At 68.6% G+C, this 22628-nt stretch carries 10 protein-coding genes; 4 read left to right on the top strand and 6 right to left on the bottom strand.

The window, feature by feature from the left end; translation table 11 throughout:
• Positions 1–91: 91 nt before the first annotated feature.
• The gene (locus HMPREF3113_RS07915) at positions 92–8719 is read right to left on the bottom strand and encodes an ESPR-type extended signal peptide-containing protein (RefSeq protein ID WP_070471690.1); all 8628 of its coding nucleotides are present in this window, start codon (positions 8717–8719) and stop codon (positions 92–94) included.
• 450 nt (positions 8720–9169) lie between these two features.
• On the bottom strand, positions 9170–13054 hold the full coding sequence (purL, locus tag HMPREF3113_RS07910) for a phosphoribosylformylglycinamidine synthase (protein WP_070471689.1): 3885 nt from the start codon (positions 13052–13054) through the stop codon (positions 9170–9172).
• Between the two features lie 293 nt (positions 13055–13347).
• Between purL and HMPREF3113_RS07905 the strand changes: the two genes are divergently transcribed.
• On the top strand, positions 13348–15456 hold the full coding sequence (locus tag HMPREF3113_RS07905; RefSeq protein ID WP_070471688.1) for a glycosyl hydrolase family 18 protein: 2109 nt from the start codon (positions 13348–13350) through the stop codon (positions 15454–15456).
• 99 nt (positions 15457–15555) lie between these two features.
• Here HMPREF3113_RS07905 and HMPREF3113_RS07900 read toward each other — a convergent pair whose 3' ends face one another.
• Positions 15556–16335, bottom strand: a complete 780-nt coding sequence (locus HMPREF3113_RS07900) for a thioredoxin fold domain-containing protein (protein ID WP_070471687.1) — start codon at positions 16333–16335, stop codon at positions 15556–15558.
• A 104-nt stretch (positions 16336–16439) separates the two neighbouring features.
• Complete coding sequence (xerD, locus tag HMPREF3113_RS07895; protein WP_070471686.1) at positions 16440–17417, bottom strand: site-specific tyrosine recombinase XerD; 978 nt, start codon at positions 17415–17417, stop codon at positions 16440–16442.
• A 71-nt stretch (positions 17418–17488) separates the two neighbouring features.
• Between xerD and HMPREF3113_RS07890 the strand changes: the two genes are divergently transcribed.
• Positions 17489–17986: an RDD family protein gene (locus HMPREF3113_RS07890; RefSeq protein WP_254665258.1), complete on the top strand. Its 498-nt coding sequence runs from the start codon at positions 17489–17491 to the stop codon at positions 17984–17986.
• Positions 17987–18317: 331 nt separating this feature from the next.
• On the opposite strand, the gene lptG is transcribed toward HMPREF3113_RS07890, so the two are convergent.
• Both lptG and lptF read right to left on the bottom strand, forming a co-directional pair.
• On the bottom strand, positions 18318–19409 hold the full coding sequence (gene lptG / locus HMPREF3113_RS07885) for an LPS export ABC transporter permease LptG (RefSeq protein ID WP_026069680.1): 1092 nt from the start codon (positions 19407–19409) through the stop codon (positions 18318–18320).
• Between the two features lie 14 nt (positions 19410–19423).
• On the bottom strand, positions 19424–20503 hold the full coding sequence (gene lptF, locus HMPREF3113_RS07880) for an LPS export ABC transporter permease LptF (RefSeq protein ID WP_046273806.1): 1080 nt from the start codon (positions 20501–20503) through the stop codon (positions 19424–19426).
• A gap of 104 nt (positions 20504–20607) precedes the next feature.
• On the opposite strand from lptF, the gene HMPREF3113_RS07875 reads away from it, so the two are divergent.
• Together HMPREF3113_RS07875 and HMPREF3113_RS07870 are read left to right on the top strand one after the other, a co-directional pair.
• Entirely contained in the window at positions 20608–22086 is a 1479-nt protein-coding gene (locus HMPREF3113_RS07875; protein WP_070471684.1) for a leucyl aminopeptidase, read from the top strand.
• An 85-nt stretch (positions 22087–22171) separates the two neighbouring features.
• Positions 22172–22597 (top strand): DNA polymerase III subunit chi, encoded by a 426-nt coding sequence (locus HMPREF3113_RS07870; RefSeq protein WP_046273804.1) that lies wholly within the window; start codon positions 22172–22174, stop codon positions 22595–22597.
• Positions 22598–22628: the final 31 nt, after the last annotated feature.

The raw sequence follows: 22628 nt of genomic DNA, 5'->3' as shown, positions 1-22628 counted from the left end.
GGCCGGCCCTGGCCAGGGTTCCCGTGACCCGCCCCCTCAGGCCTTGCATTGCGTTGCGGCGGGGCCGCGCACGGCCCCGCGTTGAAACGGCTTACCAGCCAAAGCCGGCACCCACGCCGACCGAGCTGTCATCACTGCTGAAGGCACCGCCCAGGGTCACCGTGGCGCGCTCGCTGAGCGCACGCTGGTAGCCCAGCGACAGGGCCGATTCACCGCCCTGGAAACCGACGCCGACACCGACGCGGTTCTGGGTGCGCACGCCGGCGGCGCTGGTGGCCATGTTGAGCATGGCCGCGCTCATCGCGCCCTGGCGATCGATGCGGCGGTCCTGGTGACGCAGGCGCTGGTCGATCTCGCCCTTGTAGATGTCGAAGCTGTCGGCCATCGAGGTGAAGCGCTGGTCGGTGTAGCTGTTGGCGGTCGCGATGCCGCCATCCAGCTGGCCTTTGTTGACCGCATCCGTGGCCTGCGTACCGGCCGCGACGTTGGCGACCTGTCGCTCGTTGCCGACGCTGCCGACCGAGACGGTGTCGGCACGATCGGCGACCGAGCCCTGGCCCAGCGCCACCGAGTTGGCCGCCGAGGCGGTCGCGCCCTGGCCGATGGCCGTGGCCGAGGCCCCGCTTGCGACGGCACCGTCACCCATCGCCACCGCGTTGACGGCGGCAGGTGCGGCCGCCGGCGCGTTGATTGGCTGACTGCTGCCGACACTTGCAGCGGTCGGCGCGCCTTGCACGTTGGCGACGACGGTTTCGCTGGCAGCGCTGATGACGCTGGCCTCCTGCACAGCGCTGGTGTCCGCTGCGACGCTGGCAGTCGCCAGCGAGGCAGTCCGTGCACGTGCACTGCCACTGCTGCCACCGGCGACACGCTGATCGAGGTCGCTGACCTTGCGGTCCAGCGCACCCAGTGCATCGCCGACATTGCTGTACGTCGCGCCCTGGATCACATAGTTCGGCGCAACGAACACGCCCTGCATGCCGACACTGGCCCCGCCGCCGAGGAAGGTGGCGACATCGGTGAGCGACTGGAACAACTGCCCGCCGTTGATCGCCTGGCGGCTGCCGGATGCGATCGAACCGCTGCCGACGTTGTCCAGCGTGGTGCCCTGCAGACCCGAGAGGGTGAGCGTGTCGCGGCTGCTGTCGTCGTAGGTCAGCGCATTGGCGGTGACGTTCTCGACCGAGCCGATCCGGGTGTCGATATCACCGACCTGGGTTTCCACCGCACCCACGCGCTGGTTGGTGGTGTTGAGCTGGCCGCCGGTCACCGCATCGGTGCTGCCCGCCGCGATGCGACCGGCACCCACATTGACGATGCGGCGTGTCGCCGGGCCATCGGTGCCGTTGCCGCCACCGACCGAGACCACATTGGCTTCGACCGCGCGCGAGCCGGCGCCCAATGCCACCGCGTTGGCACCGGAGACGCCTGCCGCCGACCCGATCGCGATGCTGTTGGCCCCGTTGCTGGCGAACGCACCGTTGCCGATCGCCACGCCGTTGGTCGCATTGGTCGAGGCCTGGCGACCAATCACGGTGCTGTTGGCACCGCGTGCCGAGGCATCGGCACCGACGGCCGTGGCACCGGTGGCCGAGGCGACCGCTGCGGTACCCAGTGCACTGCTGCGTGTTGCGCTGGCCGTGGCGCCGGAACCGGCGGCGAGTGCATCACTGCCGCTGGCCGTGGCCACGCCGCTGCCGCTGGCCTGGAAGTGCTTGCCGACCGCATCGGCCGTGGCAGCGACCGAATCCAGCTGCGACTTGGTCACCGCGTCACTGGCATTGACCGCATCCCCGACATTGGTGATGCGCCGCGTCGCCGGGCCGGTGGTGCCGTTACCGCCGCCGACCGAGACCACATTGGCCTCGCTGGTGCGGGCACCGGCGCCGAGCGCGACGCTGCCGGCACCACTGGCCGACGAACTGGTGCCCAGTGCGGTGGCATTGATGCCGCTGTAGGCATAGCTGTCCTGGCCGATGGCGGTGGACCCCTGCGAGGTCGCCCAGGCCAGCTGCCCGACCGCCGTGGTGCGTGCCGCGGTTGCCCAGGCGTTGGAACCGGCAGCCACACTGTTGTCGCCGCTGGCCTGTGATGCGTAGCCGATCGCATTGGCGTAGCTGCCCGAGGCGGCGCTGCCCCAGCCCAGTGCGGAGGCGTAATCGCCACTGGCTTCGGCTCCGTAGCCCAACGCCGTGGTGCGCGCGCCGCTGGCCGCGCTGAACGTGCCGACGGCGGTGCTGTAGTCACTGCCGGCTTCGGCGCTGTAGCCGAAAGCAGAGGACTGCAGCCCGGCCGCCGTGGCACCGGCACCGGTCGCGGTGCTGAAGCTTCCGTCGGCCTGCGCCCCCGCACCGAGCGCGGTGGCACCGACGGCGCTGGCGCTGGTGGCCTTGTCGAGCAACACGGTGCCGTTCTCATCTTCGTAATACAACGCACCACCGATGGCGGTCGCCGAGTCTGCCGTGGCCGAGGCGTTGAAGCCCGACGCAGAGGCGTTGCGCCCCGACGCCAGCGCGCCGCTGCCGTAGGCCGAGGCCCCGGTACCGAACGCATTGGCCGCCTCACCCGCCGCAGTGGCATACGCCCCGTCGACGAAGCTGCCGACGTCATCGCCGTTGCCGCTGCCCGAGGCCTGGAAGAACCGGCTGGTGGTTTCGGCCACATCGGCGACCGCACTGAGCTGATCGACGTTCACCGCGTCGGTGCCCTCCGTACCGGCGGCGACGTTGGTGATCTGCCGTTGCGCGCTGGCTGTGCCGACCGAGACCGAGTTGTCGCGATCCGCGGTGGAACCGGCGCCGAGCGCAACACTGTTCACGCCTTCCGCGCTGGCACTGGCACCCAGTGCCGTGGCATTGCCCGCATCGGCCCACGAGTTCCAGCCGATCGCCGTGGCGTAATCATCGGTTGCCCACGCGCCCGCACCGAAGGCCGAGGCGCCGGTACCCGATGCGCGCGACGGCAGCAGACCGAAGAAGGTCGTGCCACCGATCGCCACGCTCTCATCGCCGGTGGCTTCGGAGTACTCACCCACCGCCACCGCACCAGCGCCGGAGGCCGTCGAGGCCGCACCCACCGCCACGGCGTAGGCGTTGGAGGCGACCGCCCCGTAGCCCAGCGCGGACGAGAGCTGGCCGGTCGCTTCGCTGTAACTGCCGAAGGCCGATGCACCGGCTTCGGAGGCATTGGCGCGGAAGCCATTGGCGGTGGCCTGCTGGCCGGCCGCCGTGGACTGGCTGCCGGTCGCTGTGGCGTATGCACCACCGGCCTGTGCACCGGCGCCGGTGGCGCTCGCACCGATCTCGCTGGCACTGGCGCCGTTGCCGATCGCCACGCTGTCTTCGCCGGTCGCCTGCGCGTCACTGCCCAGGGCCGCGGCGCCGTCAGCGCTGGCCAGGGCATTGAAACCGACGGCCGTGGCGTTGTCCGCGATGGCGGTGGCGCCGCTGCCGAGTGCGCTGGCGCCGTTGCCGATGGCGTTGGCGGCCTCACCGGCAGCCAGCGCATTGTCGCCTTCCACGTAGGCACCGGCGTCGCTGTCGTCGCTGCCGCTGGCCTGGAAGTACTTGCTGGTGGCTTCGGCGGTGGCCGCCACCTCCTTCAACTGCGCAAGGTTGACCGCATCGGTGTCTTCGGTACCGGCACCGACATTGGTGATCTGCCGGTCGATGGCCGCATGCACCACGCCCGCGGCGTCTGTCCAGGCTTCTGCGGCGCCGACCGACACGGCGTTGGCACGGTCGGCCAGCGAACCGGCACCGAGCGCGACGCTGTTGTCGGCGTCCTTGGTGGTCCACGTGTTGCTGCCGACCACGGTGGAGTTCAGCGCCTGCGCGTAGCTGTTGTAGCCCACCACGGTGGCACCGTCTTCGGTTGCCCAGGCTTCGCTGCCGATGGCCGTGGTCTGGATGCCCTGGGTGACGCTGCCCGCATCCGCACCGGCCAACGCGTTGAAGCCTACGGCCACGCCGTCCTCGGCGGTGGCGGCGTTGTTGCCGACCGCCACACCATACTGGCCGGCGTTGGCCTGCACGCCGAAGGCGGCGCCGGCGATGTCCGCACGCGTGCCCTGGCCGACCGCCGTGGCGACCTCGCCCGCCTGCGCATTGCTGCCCAGCGCGGTGCCGAAGAAGGCGGCACTGGCATTGGCGCCGAACGCGCTGGCCTGCCAGCCGTCGGCGGTGGCGAAGTTGCCGATCGCGGTGGACTCGCGGCCCAGCGCCCACGCACCGTACCCGACCGCCGTCGCGGCCAGGCCTGCCGCCTCCGAGCCAGCGCCGATCGCGACCGCACCGAAGCCCTGCGACAGCGAACCACCGCCGATGGCGACGGACGCCGCACCGGACGCCGCGCTCAGATCGCCGATGGCGACTGCCCCGGCAGCACTGCTGCTGGCGTTGCTGCCGATCGCCACGGCGTTGTCCCCGGTGACCGTGGCATTGAAGCCCAGGGCGGTGGATTCATTGGCGATCACGGTGCTGCCACTGCCCAGCGCGGTGGCGCCGTTGCCGATGGCATTGGCGGCCTCACCGGCAGCCAGCGCGTTGTCGCCTTCCACGTAGGCACCGGCATCGCTGTCGGCACTGCCACTGGCCTGGAAGAACTTGCTAGTGGTGGCGGCCGCATCGGCCACCGCATTCAACTGGTTCACGTTCACCGCATCGGTGCCGTCGGTACCGGCGGCGACGTGGGTGATCTGGCGCTGCGCATCGGCGCTGCCGACCGAGACGCTGTCATCGCGGTCGGCGATCGAGTCCGCGCCCAGCGCAACGCTGTTGGCCCCGGTGGAGGTTGCTGCGTTGCCGAGCGCGGTGCTGTTCACGCCGGGCGACCATGCTCCACCACCGACAGCCGTGGAGTAATTGCCCGACGCTTCGGTAGGCAGCAGGCCGAACAGCGCACCACCGACGGCCACGCTGTTGATGCCACTGGCCAGGCTGCCCTGGCCGGTGGCGGTGCTGTAGGCTCCGGAGGCTTCAGCATCACCACCGAGGGCCACGCTGTTGGAGCCGGTCGCCTGCGCGAAGCTGCCCAGCGCGGTGGCGTTGAAAGCCGAGGCCACGGCATACCCGCCGATCGCGGTGGTGTAGTTGGCGGTGGCTTCGGAGGCGAAGCCATAACCGGCCGACAGCGTGCCACTGACCACGCTTTCGGCACCTACCGCGGTCGCGCCGTCGCCACTGGCGCTGCTGAAGTAGCCCAACGCCACGGATTCTTCACCGGCCGCGTCGGACAGCGCGCCACCGGCCAGGCTGCCGGCGCCGGAGGCGACGCTGGCCGCACCGGTCGCGGTGCTCTGCTCACCCGAGGCCAAGCTTTCGGCACCGCTGGCTGTTGCGTATTCGGCGGTCGCCTGTGCGTTGGCACCGGTTGCGCTTGCGTTGGCACCGCTGGCGACGGCGTTGAAGCCGACGGCACTAGCGTTGTCCGCCAGCGCAAACGCGCCGCTGCCGATCGCCGCTGCACCGGTGCCGGCTGCGAAGCTGCTCGAACCGACTGCGGTGGCGTAATCGCCATCGGTCGCCGCGTTTGCACCGGCGGCCACACTCTCCTCGCCACCGGCGACGGCAACACCATCACCGCTGGCCTGGAACTGATCGGTGGCTGCGCTCAGCTGATCGAGATTGACCGCATCACTGCCTTCGGTACCGGCGGCGACCTGGGTGATCTGGCGCTGCCGGCCATCGTTGCCGACCGAGACGGTGTAGGCACGATCAGCGACCGCACCCGCGCCGAGCGCCACGCTGTTGGACGCACTGGCATTGCTGCCGGCGCCGATACCGATCGCGCTTTCACCGCCGGCCACCACATTGGTGCCGATGGCGATGGTGTTGATGCTGTTGCCCAGGGCCTGGAATCCTACGGCTACGCTGTTGTCGCCGTAGCCGAAGGCACCACGGCCGAGCGCGGTGGAACTGCTGCCGCGCGCCCAGCTGTTGTAGCCGATCGAGGTCGATCCAGTGCCGCTGGCCCAGGCCGACTGGCCGACTGCGGTCGCGTTGGCTTCGGTCGCCCATGCACTGGAACCGAAGGCGGTGGCGCCATCGGCAGTGGCCCATGCATAGGCACCGGTGGCCGTGGTTTCTTCGCCACTGGCGAAGGCATTGTCGCCCTGCGCCACGCTGTAATCGCCGGTCGCGCGGGCCTTGTAGCCGCTGGCCAGGCTGTTGCTGCCGGTGGCCTGCGCGCCGCTGCCGAAGGCGTTGCTGGTGGTGCCGGTAGCTTGAGCACCGGCACCGACCGCCACGCTGTCCGGCGCCGCGGTCGCACCGATCAGGATCGCATTGCCCTGGTCATCGACCAGCGGCTGGTTGTATTCGTCATAGGCCTGGCCCAGCCCACCGATGGCGACACTGCCATTGCCGGTGGCGCTGCTGTTGCGGCCCAGCGCGACAGTGTCATCGCCGACCGCGGTCGCGCCGCCGCCGACCGCCGTGGCACCGGCACCCAGCGCATTGCTGGCCTCACCGGCCGCCAGCGCATCCTCACCCTCGGCGAAGGCACCGACCACACCGCCGGCCGCACCGTTCGCCTTGAACTGCGCCGAGGTCGCCGAGGCCGACGTCGCGACGGCATCAAGCTGTGCCTTGTTGACCGCGTCCGTGGCTTCGGTACCGGCTGCGACGCTGGTGATCTGGCGCTCGTTGCCGACGTCACCGACCGAGACCGTGTTGTCACGGGTGGCGGTGGAGTTGGCGCCGAGGGCAACGCTGTTGGCGCCGCGCGCGGTGCTGTAGAAACCGACCGCCGTGCTCAGTTCCCCGCTGGCCCAGGTCTCCGCGCCGAGTGCAGTGGCGCCCTCACCCGGGGCATAGGCGAAGTAGCCCACGGCGGTGGCTTCAGTGCCCGAGGCTTCGCTCAGGGTGCCGTTGGCCACGGCGTAATCACCGCTGGCGATCGCACCTGCGCCGACGGCCGTGGCGGCTTCGCCGCTGGCCTGGGTCTGCACGAAGAAGCCCAGCCCCGGCAGCAGATCCGCCGGGCCACCGATGGCCGTGCTGCTGTTGCCGGTCGCCACGCTCTGCGTCCCGACCGCAGTGGAATAGTCGCCGGTGGCGTTGGCCACCGCGCCGAAGGCCGACGCCTGTGCACCGGCCGCGTACGCGCCGACGCCGTAGGACGACGCAGCGAACCCGGAGGCTTCCGCACTTGCACCGACCGCCGTGCCGCCCACGCCGGCGCTGGTCGCGCCGGTATCGACCGGTACGCCGCCATTGGTGATCAGCGGATTGCCATCGGCATCCACCGCAGCACCGCCGACCGCCACGCTGCCCGGGCCATTGGCCTGCGCATTGGTGCCGAAGGCCGCGCTGTTCTGGCCGGTGGCGCTGGCGTTGTAACCGACCGCCGTTGCGTTCTGCGCGGTCACCGTGGCGCCGCTGCCGAGCGCGGTCGCACCGTCGGCCAGCGCGTTGGATGCTTCACCGATCGCCGTAGCGTTGTCGCCTGCCGCGAAGGCACCGGCATCGCTGTCGCTGCTGCCGGTGGCCTGGAAGTACTTGTCCGTGTTGGCGGCGACGCCGCCGACGGCATCGAGCTGCGCCTTGTTCACCGCATCGCTGTCATCGGTGCCGTCGGCGAGATTGGTGATCTGGCGGCGCAGGCCGTTCTGCGCATTGCCGACCGACACCGTGTCGACGCGATCGGCGTACGAGCCGGCGCCGAGCGCCACGCTGCCTACCGCAACCGCAGCGGAATTCGCACCGAGCGTCGCACTGAAATCGGCGACCGCGACGCTGAACGCACCGACCGCCACCGACGCTTCGCCGGCACTGGCCGCGCCGCGGCCCAGCGAGGTGCTGCCCGGGCCGATGGCGAGTGCGCCGCCACCAATCGCGGTCGCGCCATCGGCGCTGGCTTCGGCAAGACCGCCAATCGCGGTGGCCGCGCCGTTTTCACTGGCCGCCACTGCCGATGCACCGAGCGCGACATCGCCCAGACCGAACGCCGCAGCGCTCTGGCCGAGCGCGATGCTCGCATCACCGAAGGCCAGGCTGCCCTGGCCGAACGAACTTGCCCCGAGGCCGACCGCGAGTGCTTCGCTGCCCACTGCGGTGGTCGCATTGCCGATGGCCTGGCTGCTGTGGCCCAGCGCCGTTGCGCCGTCACCGTCCGCGTTGGCGCTCGCCCCTGCGGCCAGTGCACCTTCGCCATCGATCTTCGCCGCGTCGGCATCGTTGCCGTCACCGTCGGCCTTGAAATAGCGGGTCGCGCCTTCGGCTGCCACTGCAACCTTGTCCAGCTGTGCCTTGTTCACCGCATCCGTGGCGGCGGTGCCGGCGGCCACGTTGGTAACCTGCCGTTCCTTGCCCGCATCACCCACCGATACCGTGTTGGCGCGGTTGGTCTTCGAGCCGGCGCCCAGCGCCACGCTGTTCGCCCCGGAGGCCGTGCTGTTGCTGCCGATCGCCACCGCATTGGTGCCCGAGGCGGTGGCATTGCCATCAACGACACAGCTGTCGATGACCGTGCTGTTCAGAACCACGCAGTTCGCGTTCCCACCCACCTCCACCGACTGCGCACGCGCTGTCTGCGCGCCGCCTGCCATGCCCACTCCCAGCGTCAACGCGATGGCGGCGCAGAGCAGTGCGGTGTTGCGTCCGCCAGAGGTTCGGCGCTGATCGATGACGACACCCGAGGACTGGCTGCTGGCCAATTCCGAGGCGACGACCATCTGCCCCAGTGCTTTGTTCCAGACCTTGCGATAAATCCGATTCATCGATGTGGCTCCTGATTAGGCTGGTTTTAGGCAAAGCGACGCCAACGCCGGACCGCGTGGTCCAACGTCCCCTGGGGGCGTTTTTTCGCTTGATTTACTGCGTTGTGCGCAATGGCTGGCAGATACCTACAGCGTGCACGCCATCCATGCGGTTACTGTGGAACTGAACGCTGTCGAAATGAGGATGCAGTGTTAACGTACAGTTTGAACAACGTCAAGACTTTGACATTGAAATTCATATGACCGCGAAGTGCGTCACAAAAACCACGCGTTATTGAAGGATTTTGTTAGATGCATGTGAGTAACGGCGATAACGTCATTTCACGTTGTAACGCGATGTAACTCATTGCTGCCGATCATGTTGTCGGGCGTACAAAAGAAAACCGCCGGGCAAGCCGGCGGTTTCTTCACGCGGTTTTCACTACCTCGACTGGGAGGCGATGCGCAGTATCAGCCGCACCATACTCTTGCGTTGCGGAACATCCGCAGCCACGGCGAATCGCCGTTCCACTCGTCCGGATGCCAGCTGTGGTTGATCGCACGCGGGGTGCGTTCCGGGTGCGGCATCATGATCGTAGTGCGGCCATCGGTGGTGGTCAGGCCGGTGATGCCGTCGGGCGAGCCGTTCGGATTCAGCGGGTACTGGGTGGCTACGTTGCCGTCGCCATCGATGTAACGCAGCGACACGCGCGCCGCCGCCTGATCGACCGCATTGGCGAACACCGCCTGGCCTTCGCCATGTGCCACCGCGACCGGCAGGCGTGAACCGGCCATGCCACGCAGCAGGATCGACGGCGATTCCACCACTTCCAGCAGCGCGGTGCGCGCTTCGAACTGCTCGCTGCGGTTGCGGCGGAACTGCGGCCAGTGCTCGGCACCGGGGATGATGTCCTTGAGCTGGCTCATCATCTGGCAGCCGTTGCACACACCCAGCGCGAAGCTGTCTTCGCGGGCGAAGAACGCCGCGAAGGCATCGCGCAGCGCGCTGCGCTCCAGCACCGAGGTGGCCCAGCCGCGGCCGGCACCGAGCACGTCGCCGTAGCTGAAGCCGCCACAGGCCACCAGGCCGGTGAAATCGGACAGCGCGACACGGCCTTCGATCAGGTCGCTCATATGCACATCGAACGAACTGAAGCCGGCACGTTCGAAGACGTTCGCCATTTCGATCTGGCCGTTGACACCCTGCTCGCGCAGCACCGCCACGCGCGGGCGCGCGCCGGTGTTGATGAAGGGCATCGCCACGTCTTCGTTGAGATCGAAGGTCAGCTTCGGCTTCAGGCCCGGCGCGTTGAAGTTGCGCGCGATGGCACGCTCCTGGTCGGCGTTGTCCGGGTTGTCGCGCAGCTTCTGCATGGCATGGGTGACCGACCACCACGCATCGAACAGCGCTTCCCAGCGCCACTCGACCAGGCTTTCGCCCTGCAGCGAGACGCGTACCACCGGCGCGGTGGTCGGACGCGCGATGCGCTGGGCGCATTCGGTCAGTGCGTGACGCTCGACCAGATCAGCGAAGGCCGCGCGGTCTTCCTTGGCGATCTGCACCACCGCACCCAGTTCTTCATTGAACAGGCTGCGGAACGGATCATCGCCCCAGGCATCCAGGGTGATGTCCAGGCCCAGGCGCGAGGCAAAGGCCATTTCGCACAACGCGGCGAACGCGCCGCCATCGCTGCGGTCGTGGTAGGCCAGCAGCAGGCCCGCCTGGCGTGCATCACGGATCAGTTCGAAGAAGGCACGCAGGCGCTGCGCATCGTCCAGGTCCGGCACCGCACCGGCAAAGGCCGGCAGTGCGGAATGGTCGGCGTGCACCTGGGCCAGGATCGAGCCGCCCAGGCGCTGCTTGCCGGCGCCCAGGCCGATCAACCACAGCTCGCTGTCGGCGTCACGGTCGAGCAGCGGGGTCAGCTGGCCGGTGGCATCGGCAACCGGCGCGAACGCCGAGATCACCAGCGACACCGGCGAGACCGACTTGTGTGCCTGGCCATCGGCCTGCCACTGCGCCTGCATGGACAGCGAGTCCTTGCCGACCGGAATGCTCAGGTCCAGCTGCGGGCACAGCTCCATGCCGACCGCACGCACCGCGTCGTACAGCAGCGCGTCTTCGCCATTGTGCCCGGCGGCGGCCATCCAGTTGGCCGACAGCTTGACCGTTTCCAGCGCGTCGACCGGGGCCGCACACAGGTTGGTGATCGCTTCACCGACCGCCATGCGCGCCGACGCGGCCGCATCCAGCAGCGCCAGCGGGGTGCGCTCGCCGATCGACATCGCTTCGCCGGCCACGGTGTCGAAACCGGCCAAGGTGATGGCGACGTTGGCCAGCGGCAGCTGCCACGGGCCGATCATCTGTTCGCGTGCGGTCAGGCCACCGACGCTGCGGTCACCGATGGTGACCAGGAAGTTCTTCGAGGCCACCGAGGGATGGGCCAGCACGCGCAGACCCGCTTCGTGCAGGTCCAGCCCGGCCGTCTTCAGCGCCGGCCAGCGCGGCGCCGGCGGGTGCACGGTGTCGCGGTGCATCTTCGGCGCCTTGCCGAACAGCACGTCCATCGGCAGGTCGATCGGGGCATCGGCCGGAATGTTGCCCACGGTCGCGCCATAGGCCACGACCAGACGCTCTTCGGCCGTGGCGACACCGACCGCGGCGAACGGGCAACGTTCACGCGCGCACAGCGCGGCGAACTCGGCCAGACGCGCCTGCGGCACGCCGAGTACATAACGTTCCTGCGATTCGTTGCACCACAACTGCATCGGCGACAGCGACGGGTCATCGGCGGGCACCTTGCCCAGATCGATCACGCCACCCACGCCGGAGTCGTGCAGCAGTTCGGGAATCGCGTTGGACAGGCCACCGGCGCCGACGTCATGGAACCAGCGGATCGGATTGTCCAGGCCGAGCGCGACGCAGCGGTCGATCACTTCCTGGCAGCGACGTTCCATTTCCGGGTTGTCGCGCTGCACGCTGGCGAAATCGAGGTCTTCGGCGCTCTCACCGGAGGCCACCGAGCTGGCGGCACCACCGCCCAGGCCGATCAGCATCGCCGGGCCGCCGAGCACGATCACCGCGTCGCCGGGCTGCAGGCGCAGCTTCTCGACCTGGTTCTGGTCGATCGCGCCCAGGCCACCAGCCAGCATGATCGGCTTGTCATAAGCGCGGATCAGGCCCTGCCCTTCGGGCAGTTCGAAGCTGCGGAAGTAACCGAGCAGGTTCGGGCGGCCGAACTCGTTGTTGAAGGCGGCGCCGCCGAGCGGGCCGTCCAGCATGATGTCCAGCGCCGGTGCCATGCGCGGGTTCAGCGCGCGCGGCGCTTCCCACGGCTGCGGCAGGGTCGGGATGCGCAGATGCGAGACCGAGAAGCCGGTCAGGCCGGCCTTGGGCTTGCCGCCGCGGCCGGTCGCACCTTCATCGCGGATTTCGCCGCCCGCACCGGTGGCCGCACCCGGGAACGGGGCGATCGCGGTCGGGTGGTTGTGCGTTTCCACCTTGATGCAGAACGCCGAATCGACCACGGCCTCGCTGCGGTACTCGCCGCTGGCCGGGTCCGGGCGATAGCGCGCGGCCGGGAAACCGGCGACCACCGCGGCGTTGTCGCTGTAGGCGCTCAGCGTGTGCTGCGGGGTCTGCTGGTGGGTGTTCTTGATCATCCGGAACAACGAGTGCGACTGCTCGGCACCGTCGATGGCCCAGCTGGCATTGAAGATCTTGTGGCGGCAGTGCTCGGAGTTGGCCTGCGCGAACATCATCAGTTCCACGTCCGACGGCTTGCGGCCCAGTTCGCCGAAGCGCTGGCGCAGGTAGTCGATCTCGTCCTGGGCCATCGCCAGGCCGAGGCGGGTGTTGGCCGCTTCCAGGTCATCCAGCGCGATCCGTTCCAGCTCACCGCGGGCCGGGGCGCTGAACAGCGCCTGCGCCTGCGCGGTCTCGGCCAGCACGGACTGGGTCATCGGGTCGTGCAGCGCGCGGATCACCGCTTCCTGCGCGGCCGCGTCGGCCGGCCATCCGGCCAGATCGATACGCAGGCCACGTTCGACCCGGCGGATCGGCTGCCCGGCACCGCGGACCAGCTCGGTGGCCTTGCTCGACCACGGCGACAGCGTGCCCAACCGCGGCACCACGAAGCGCGATACCGCCCCGTCCTCACGCCCGGCCAGCGCGGGCTGGGCTTCCAGGATCCGGCTCAGGATCGCCGGGTCCGGGGCCGCATCGCCCTCGGTCTGGATGAAGTAGACATGCCAGGCACCGGTGATGCGCAGATCGGCGGCCAGGGACTGCAGGCGGGATTCAAGACGTTCGCGGCGGAACGGCGAAAGGGCGGATGCGCCCTCGAGGACCATCATGTCCGGGGAACCGTGGTTGGGAACGGGGCCCACTATTGTACCCAACTCGGCCGCCGCGGCCCGGCCCCGGGGATCGGCAGGCCCAGGCGGTGCCCAGCCCAGTTCACACCCGAACCATGCACTGGTTCACGGATTGGCCGCCGATTACATGACAACGTTATCACCACCTGGCCCACGGCCAGGTGCCGTCCGTCCCCCATGTCGTTGCCGGCCTCTCTCACCGGCGTCCGGAACTGCTGCACGCATGCCGCCATCCCGGCGGCATGCGCACACCACCTGATCGGAGACCGACCATGCCAGACCCGATTGCGCGCCGTGCAGTGACATCGTTTACCTCCCCAGCCCCCACCCTGCGTCCGCGGCGCTGGCTGCTGGCCCTGGCCTTGGCCGCTGCGGCCGGCACGCCCACCCTGGTGCAGGCCGCGAACTGTACCGGGGCGCCCGAATGGAACGGCGCGGCCATCTATCTGGCCGGCCAGACCCTGCAGAAGGGAGGCGTGCTGTACCGCGCCAACCAGGACATCTGGAACGCACCGCCGGACCACCCGGCCGGCGCGCCCTACTACACCAACCTGGGCGCCTGCGATGGCAGCGGCAGCAACCAACCGCCCACCGTCAGCCTGACCTCGCCCACCGCCGGGGCCAGCTTCACCGCCGGCAGCAACATCACCGTGAGCGCCAACGCCAGCGATACCGACGGCAGCGTCAGCAAGGTGGAATTCTTCCGCGGCGGCACCTCGCTGGGCATCGACACCAGCGCGCCGTACAGCGTGGTCTGGAGCAATGCCTCGGCGGGCAGCCACACCTTCAAGGCGGTGGCCACCGACAACAACAATGCGGTGACCTCCTCGGCCACGGTCAGCGTGACCGTCACCGCAGCCAGCAACGACACCACGCCGCCCAGCGTGCCGGGTGGGCTGGCTTCACCTTCCAGGACCGCCACCACGGTGAACCTGGCCTGGAATGCCGCCACCGACAACAGCGGCGGCAGCGGCGTGGCCGGCTACGACGTGTACCGCAACGGCAGCCTGGTCGGCTCGCCGAGTGCCACCCAGTACACCGACGGCGGCCTCACCGCGAGCACGGCCTACACCTACACGGTGCGCGCGCGTGACAACGCCGGGAATGCGTCGGCGCAGAGCAGTTCGATCAGCGTGACCACGGCCGCCGGTGGCGGGGGCGGCGGCAACAAGCGGGTGATCGGCTACTTCACCCAATGGGGCATCTACGGCCGCAACTACCAGGTCAAGAACATCGATACCAGCGGCTCGGCAGCGAAGCTGACCCACATCAACTACGCCTTCGGCAACGTGCGCAACAACCGCTGCGAAGTGGGCGTGACCCAGGCCTCCGACCCGAACACCGGCGTGGGCGGCGATGCGTACGCTGATTACGGCAAATCCTTCGCTGCCGGGGCCAGCGTGAGTGGCGTCGGCGATACCTGGGACCAGCCGCTGCGTGGCAACTGGAACCAGCTCAAGCAGCTCAAGGCCAAACACCCGAACATCAAGGTGCTGATCTCGCTCGGCGGCTGGACCTGGTCGCGCGGGTTCTCCAGCGCAGCGCAGCCGGCCAACCGGCAGGCGTTCGTGGCCTCGTGCATCGATGCCTACATCAAGGGCAACCTGCCGGTCGCCGATGGTGCCGGCGGCGCGGGTGCGGCACTCGGCGTGTTCGATGGCATCGACATCGACTGGGAGTACCCGGTGGCCTGCGGGTTGAGCTGCGGCACACCGGCCGACAATGCCAACTTCACCGCCCTGCTGGCCGAATTCCGCCGCCAGCTCGACGCAGTGCGGCCCGGGCTGCTGCTGACGGTGGCCGTGGGCGCAGGCGTGGACAAGATCCGGGTGACCGATCCGGCCAGCTACCACCCGTACCTGGATTTCATCAACGTGATGACCTACGACTTCCACGGCGCATGGGATCCGCAGACCAACCATCACTCAGCCCTGTTCGATTCACCGGCCGATCCTTCCACGGGCGACCAGAAGCTCTACAACAGCAACGATGCGATGGAAGCCTTCCTCAGCCGCGGGGTACCGGCCAGCAAGTTGAACCTGGGCATCGGCTACTACGGGCGTGGCTGGACCGGCGTGGCCAGCGGCAACAATGGGCTCTACAAGAGCGCCAGCGGCGCGGCACCGGGCACGTACGAAGCCGGTATCGAAGATTGGAAGGTGCTGAAGACCCTCAACTGGCCGGTGTACACCGACAACGTCGCCAAGGCCACGTGGATCTCCAACGGCACCACGTTCTGGAGTCTGGATACGCCCGCGATGGTCACCGAGAAGATGGGCTATGTGAAAGCACAGGGCCTGGGCGGTGCATTCTTCTGGGAGTTCAGCGGCGATGATGCGCAGGGCACCCTGACCAAGGCGATCAGTGACGGCTTGAAGTAAGCCCGCCTGACACGGGGCGCTGCCTCGCGGATCCCGCAGGGACGCGCCGCGTTGATCGCAACAACGAAAACGCCCCGGCCTGGCCGGGGCGTTCTGTCTTCAGCGGCTGCCGCCTGCCGAGACACGTTCCAGCGCGGCCTTGAGCTGCGCCGGCGGCAGGTAGCCACCGAGCTGGGTGCCATCGGCGGCGAAGATCGCCGGGGTGCCGTTGACGCCCATCTGCTGGCCGAGCTTGTACTGCATGGCCACCGGATTGGTGCAGTTCTTCGGGGTGACGGCCTTGCCGGTCTTGGCGGCGGTCAGGGCCTGCTTGCGGTCGGCAGCGCACCAGACCGAGATCATGTCGGTGTAGTCCTGGCTGCCCAGGCCCATGCGCGGGAAGGCCAGGTATTCCACGGTGATGCCGTTGCGGTTGAGCTCGGCGATGTCCTGGTGCAGCTTGCGGCAGTAGCCGCACTCGATGTCGGTGAAGACGCTGACGGTGTACTTGGCATTCGGCGCGGCAAACACGATGCGCTCGTTGTGCGGCACGCCATCGAGCAGCTTGCGGCGGTAGCTGAGCAGGCCCTGGCTGCTGACCGGCGCCTTGTTCTGGATGTCGTACGGCTGGGACTGCATCAGGTAGCGGCCGTCATCAGAGACGTACAGCACCTGGCCACCGACCAGCACCTCGCGGAAACCGGCAAACGGCGCGGCCCCGATGAAATCAGGCTGGAAGGTGGGGTCCAGCTGCTGCAGCGCGGTGCGCACGCGCTGGTCGGCATCACCGGCAGTGGCCGGGGTGGCGGCAGTGGTCTTGGCCGCCGGAGCGGACGGTTGCTGCGCGCAGGCAGACAGGCTGAGCGCGCCGAAGAGCGCCGCAATGGCAACACGGAGCATCGAGCATTCCGGTGTAAGAGGTCAGGCTGGATTCTCGCACAGCTGCCTGCTCACGCAGCTGGACCGCAGTGGAACGGTGAGGCGCGGCCGCGTTTGGCCCCGCCTCAGCCGCGCGGGTGGTGCTTGGCGTGCAGCTTCTGCAGGTGCTCGCGGGCCACCAGCGTGTAAATCTGGGTGGTGGACAGCGAACTGTGGCCGAGCAGCATCTGCAGGGCGCGCAGATCGGCGCCCCGGTTGAGCAGGTGGGTGGCGAAGCTGTGGCGCAGGCCATGGGGACTGATCCGGGCGGGGTCGATCCGGGCCAGCACCGCGTACTTCTTCACCAGCCCCCAGAACTGCTGGCGGCTCAAGGGATGCAGGGAGGGCTCCAAAAACATCGGCACAGCGCCGTCCTGTGGCGTCGGCACGTTGCGCTTGCCGGTGAGCTGCGGGCGCGATTCGGCCAGATAACGTTCGAGCCAGTGCTGGGATTCTTCCCCCAGCGGAACCAGCCGTTCCTTGCTGCCCTTGCCGGTCACGCGCAGCACACCTTGGCGCAGATTCACGGCATTGGCCGGCAGGTTGACCAGTTCGCTGACGCGCAGGCCCGCGGCATACATCAACTCCAGCATGGCGCGGTCGCGCAGCCCAAGCGGCGTGTCGATGTCGGGACTGGCCAACAGCGCATCGATCTGGCTTTCGGCCAGCGCCTTGGGCAGCAGCCGCGGCAGCTTCGGCGGATCGAGCAACGCACTGGGGTCATCGCTGCGCTCGCCGCGGCGGACCGCATCGGCGAAGAAGGCCCGCAGCGCGGAAAGCAGGCGGGCATTGCTGCGCGGCGACCAGCCATGGCGGGAGCGCCAGGCCAGGTAGTCGAACAGCCCGGCGCGATCGAGACCGGCCAGCCCCCCGGCCGCGCCATCACGCCAGCGCGCGAGACCTTCCAGATCGCGCCGGTAACTGTCCAGACTGGCACGCGCGAGGCCGTGTTCAGCCCAGGCGGTGTCGAGGAAGCGCTGGATGCGCAGGGTGTCGTCATCGCGCAGCTCGGGCAGGTGCTGGATGAGCTGGCGGCGCAGGGCGGGGGTGGTGGCGTCGGACATGCGGACAGCATACGGAGCAGGCCGTGCGTGGGCCATCGAACGCGGGCAGCGGGCCGGGTATGCTCCGGGTCATGACCGATACCGCGCTGTCGTCCCCCGCTGCTGATCGCCCTGCATCGTTGCTGCTGTGGCGGCTGTTGTCACTGTTGTACGACTTCTTCCCCGCCCTGGCGCTGTGGATGCTGCTGGGGGCGGTGTTCGTGGCGGTCTACACGATCAGCGGTCACGCAGCGCGGGAGAACATCGCCCCGTTCAGCGCGTGGCAGTGGGCGTTGTGGGCATGCTGCTGGGTCGTGACAGGCCTGTACGCGACGATGAGTTGGCGCCGCGGCGGGCAGACGCTGGGGATGCGGCCGTGGCGGTTGCGGGTGGTGTCGCTGGACGGCACGGGGCCGACGCGCAGGCAGTTGTGGCTGCGGTATGCGGTGGGGTCCCTGTCGGTGCTGACGGCCGGCCTGGGGTTCTGGTGGGCGCTGGTGGATCGGCAGCGGTTGACCTGGCATGACCGGGCCAGCGGGACGCGGGTTGTTCGGTTACCGAAGCACTGCGCCAACCCATCAGGACGGTAGAGCCGGGCCATGCCCGGCTGCTCTCCCTCCCCCACCAGCACACTGTCGGAGGCGCGGCGGGATTACCAGGCCGGGACCGTGTGCTGCCATGGATGGCAGCACACGAGCCTACATGGGTGAGAGCGGATGGCTCGCGAGGCACTGCCTCGCATCCGGTCGAACGCACAGCCGCCAGCAGCTGGGCCGGCCGCGGAGCGGGACTTGCGGCGGGTCCCGGAATGGTGAGCCCGTCGCGCCTGCCTGAGAGATCATGGTGGCCGCTTTGGCTTTGGTCTTTGGCTTTGGTCTTTGGCTCTTGCAGCGTTTGACATCTTCCGCTCGAGCAGAAAAATCAGCCCGACTTTCGTCGGAACAACAACCCGGATACCACCATCATCACGATCGGGGGCAGCGCATACGCAATCCGGTAATCGAACTTCAACGCACCTGCCATGCGCCCGAAGAACAACTGCAGCAACCAGAAGCCCAGCGCGAACAGAATGCCCAGGAACAAGCGCTTGCCCATGCCACCGCTGCGCAGCGAACCGAACGCGAACGGCACCGCCGCCAGGCACAGCGCCAGCACATTGATCGGATAGAACCAGCGGCTCCAGTACACATCCTCGTAATCGCGCGCGTCCAGCCCATTGCGCTTGCGGTACTCGATGCTGGTGCGCAGATCCATCGCCGTCAGATTGCGCGGCTTGGAAATGCCGCTGGCCAGCGCCGCCGCATCCAGGCGTGAATCCCACGGCTCGGACTCGGCCGTCTCGCGGGTGGCCGAACGCTCACCGAACGTGTCGCGGCGGACTTTGTTCAACACCCAGCCGTCGGCGCCGTGCTCGGCGGTAGTCGCATAGGTGAGCGAGGCCAGGCGGCCGTCGTCGGCGATCTTGTACAGGCGCACGTCGTGCAGGATCAGCCGCGTGCCCCCGCCGGCCTGCAACTGCTCATCGCCGCTCTGGGCGTTGAGGAAGGTATCGCCTTCGCGCGCCCATACGCCCGAGTAGCGGGCCGCGCTGAGGCTGCTGCCCCACTTGGCGCTGATCTTGATGTCGTCGGCCTTGCTCTGGCCCCACGGGCCCAGCGTTTCGCCGCTGAACACCATCACCGCGGTCATCAGCGACAGCGCGATCGCCACCGAAACGCTCAGCCGCTTGCGCGACAGGCCCAGCGCACGCAGCGCGGTCAGTTCGGAGGTGGCGGCCAGCTGGCCCAGCCCCATCAGCGCGCCGATCACGGCGGCGGTCGGGAAAAAGGTGTAGGCACGGCGGGGCACGGTGTACAGCACCCAGGCGGCGGCGTGGCCAAGGGTATAGCTGCCCTTGCCGACGTCCTTGAACTCGCCGGAGAAGGCCATCACCACGTCCAGGCCGACCAGCACCGCCCAGGTCAGCAGGACGGTGCCGAACACGGCACGGCCCAGGTACAGATCAAACCGCATGGGGCGCAACACGTTCATGCGGTCCTCCGGGGGCGCGACAGTTTGCCGTCGCGGAAATACATCCACAGGGCCAGGCCCAGCAGCGGCAGGGTCAGCCACCACAGGCCCGCCACGGCGGGGATCTTGCCATCGGCGATCCAGCGGGTGCCGATGAACATCAGGTTCATGCCGACCATGTAGGCCAGGAAGGCCAGCATCATCCGGCCGTAGCGCTGCTGGCGCGGCGAGCTGCGGGCCAGCGGCAGGGTCATCAGGGCGAAGGCCAGTGCGATCAGCGGCGGGGCGATACGCGAGTGCAGCTGGGCCTGGGCCTCGGGGCGTTCATCGCCGAACAGCTGGGTGGTGCGCAGCAGCTCGGGGTCATCGTCCTTGCGGGTCTCGGCACCGTCGGGCATGGCCACGTCGTTGCGCGCGAAGGTCATCAGCTTGTAGTCCAGCGCACCATTGGCCGGGCCTTCCACCTGGTGGCCATCGTCCAGTTCCAGATAGCGCTGCTTGGCGCCTTCGAAGTACATCCGGCCGTGATCGGCGGAGATCACCTCGAGGCGGTCCTCCTTCTGGCGCTGCAGGAAGACCTTTCCCAGCTGGGTGCCATCCGGGGAGACCGAGGAGAGGTAGACCACGCCGCCATTGGGCAGCGGGGTGAACTTGCCCGCCTCCAGGCCGGCCATGACCACGCTGCGGTTGGCCTCGTCGATCATCGTCTCGCCGGTGCGATCGGCCCAGGGGCCCAGCCACAGCGAGCACAGGGCGATCAGCCCGACCACCGGCACCACCAGCATCAGCAGCGGGCGCAGCAGGCGCTTGGGGCCGACCCCGATGGCGGTGATGACCGCCATTTCCGAGTCCCGGTACAGCCGGGCCGTGGCCAGCAGCAGGCCCAGCATCAGCGCCAGCGGCAGGATCAGCGGCATATAGACGATGAACTGCAGGCCCAGCTGTGAGAACAGCAGGCGGGCAGGCAGGCGGCCGTCGGCGATGTTGCCGAGGATGTCCACCAGGACACCACCGACGCTCACCACCAGCAACACGATCAGGGTGGCCAGGAAACTCTGGACGAAATCACGCAGGAGATAGCGATCGAGCTTCGACATGGGGCGGTGGTTTAAACTCTCGGATTCGTTCGCGGTGCTGCCCAGTCTACTGACGGGACGTAAACAGCTCGCGATTGTACGGATTTGCCAACGGAATCTGATCAATGGCCCTGGAATTCACCCTGAACCACGCAGCACCGGCCTCGGCCGAGTGCGATTGCGTCATCGTCGGCGCCTATGCCGACCAGACCCTGAGCCCGGCGGCACAGGCCCTGGACACCGCGTCCGGTGGCCGCCTGTCGGCCCTGATCGCCCGCGGCGACGTGGGCGGCAAGACCGGTAACACGACCCTGCTGCACGATCTGCCCGGCGTCACCGCCGCACGCGTGCTGGTGGTCGGGCTGGGCGAACCGGCCAAATTCGGCGTGCCGCAGTACCTCAAGGCGGTCGGCGATGCCAGCCGCGCCCTGAAGAGCGGGGTCAACCACCACGCGCTGTTCACCCTGACCGAGATCGAGGTCAAGGGTCGCGATGCCGCCTGGAACATCCGCCAGGCCGTCATCACCGCCGACCACGCCGCGTACCGCTACAGCGCCACGCTGGGCAAGAAGAAGGCCGAAGAACCGGGCCTGACCACGCTGGCCATCGCCGGCACCGACACCCAGGCGCTGGCCCAGGGCCAGGCCATCGCCGCCGGCGTGCAGTACGCCCGCGAGCTGGGCAACCTGCCGCCGAACGTCTGCACCCCGGCCTACCTGGCCGAGTCCTCGGTCGCGTTCGCGCAGGCGCATGAAGGCGCCGAAGCGGAGGTACTGGACGAACAGCAGATGGAAGCGCTGGGCATGGGCTCGCTGCTGGCCGTGGCCCGTGGCTCGGCCAACCGCCCGCACCTGGTGGTGCTGAAGTGGAACAACGGCGGCGACGCCAAGCCCTACGTGCTGGTCGGCAAGGGCATCACCTTCGATACCGGTGGCGTCAACCTGAAGACCCAGGGCGGCATCGAAGAGATGAAGTACGACATGTGCGGTGGCGCCAACGTCATCGGCACCTTCGTCGCGGCCGTCACGGCCAAGCTGCCGTTGAACCTGGTGGTGGTGGTGCCGGCGGTGGAAAACGCCATCGACGGCAATGCCTACCGCCCGTCGGACGTGATCACCTCGATGTCGGGCAAGACCATCGAAGTCGGCAACACCGACGCCGAAGGCCGCCTGATCCTGTGCGACGCGCTGACCTACGCGCAGCGCTTCGAGCCGGCCGCGCTGATCGACGTGGCCACCCTGACCGGTGCCTGCCTGGTCGCCCTGGGCCACCAGACCGCCGGCCTGATGAGCAAGCACGACGATCTGGCCAACGAACTGCTGGCCGCCGGCGAGCACGTGTTCGACCGCGCCTGGCGCCTGCCGCTGTGGGACGAGTACCAGCCGATGCTGGATTCCAGCTTCGCCGACATCTACAACATCGGCGGCCGCTGGGCCGGTGCGATCACCGCCGGCTGCTTCCTGTCGCGCTTCACCGAAGGCCAACTCTGGGCCCATCTGGACATCGCCGGCGTGGCCAGCGATGAAGGCAAGCGCGGCATGGCCACGGGTCGCCCGGTCGGCCTGCTGAGCCAGTGGCTGCTGGACCAGGTCGCCCGCGCCTGATGCCCTGCCCGATCGCGGCCGCCTGCGGGTGGCCGCGGTCCCGCCCGGCCTGGCGCCGGGTTCTCCCTCCGCTCCAGGCCCTGCCATGTCCCGTGCTGATTTCTACCTGATCGCCAAGCCCCGCTTCCTGACCGAGCCCTTGCGGCTGGTCTGTGAGCTGGCCCGCAAGGCCAACGACGCCGGGCTGTTCACCCTGGTGCTGGCACGCGACCAGGCCCAGGCCGAAGAACTGGACGAACTGCTGTGGGCGTTCGACAACGATGCCTACATCCCGCACCAGATCGCCGGCGAAGACATGGACGAGGAAGAGGCGCTGGTGCTGATCGCCGTTCCCGGTACCGAGGCCCCGGCCCGGCCGCTGGTCATCAACCTGCGTGACGATCCTTACCTGGCCGCCTGCGACCGCGTGCTGGAGGTGGTCCCGGCCGACCCGGAAGCGCGCGAACCGCTGCGCGAGCGCTGGCGCCAGTACAAGGCGCTGGGCTTTGAGCTGAACAAGTACGACATGTAACCCGCGTGGCGTCCGTCCGGTCGCCGCCGCC

This window comes from Stenotrophomonas sp. HMSC10F06, from assembly GCF_001807865.1.
GTDB lineage: Bacteria > Pseudomonadota > Gammaproteobacteria > Xanthomonadales > Xanthomonadaceae > Stenotrophomonas > Stenotrophomonas bentonitica_A.
This window is presented reverse-complemented; position numbering and strand designations above follow the sequence as displayed.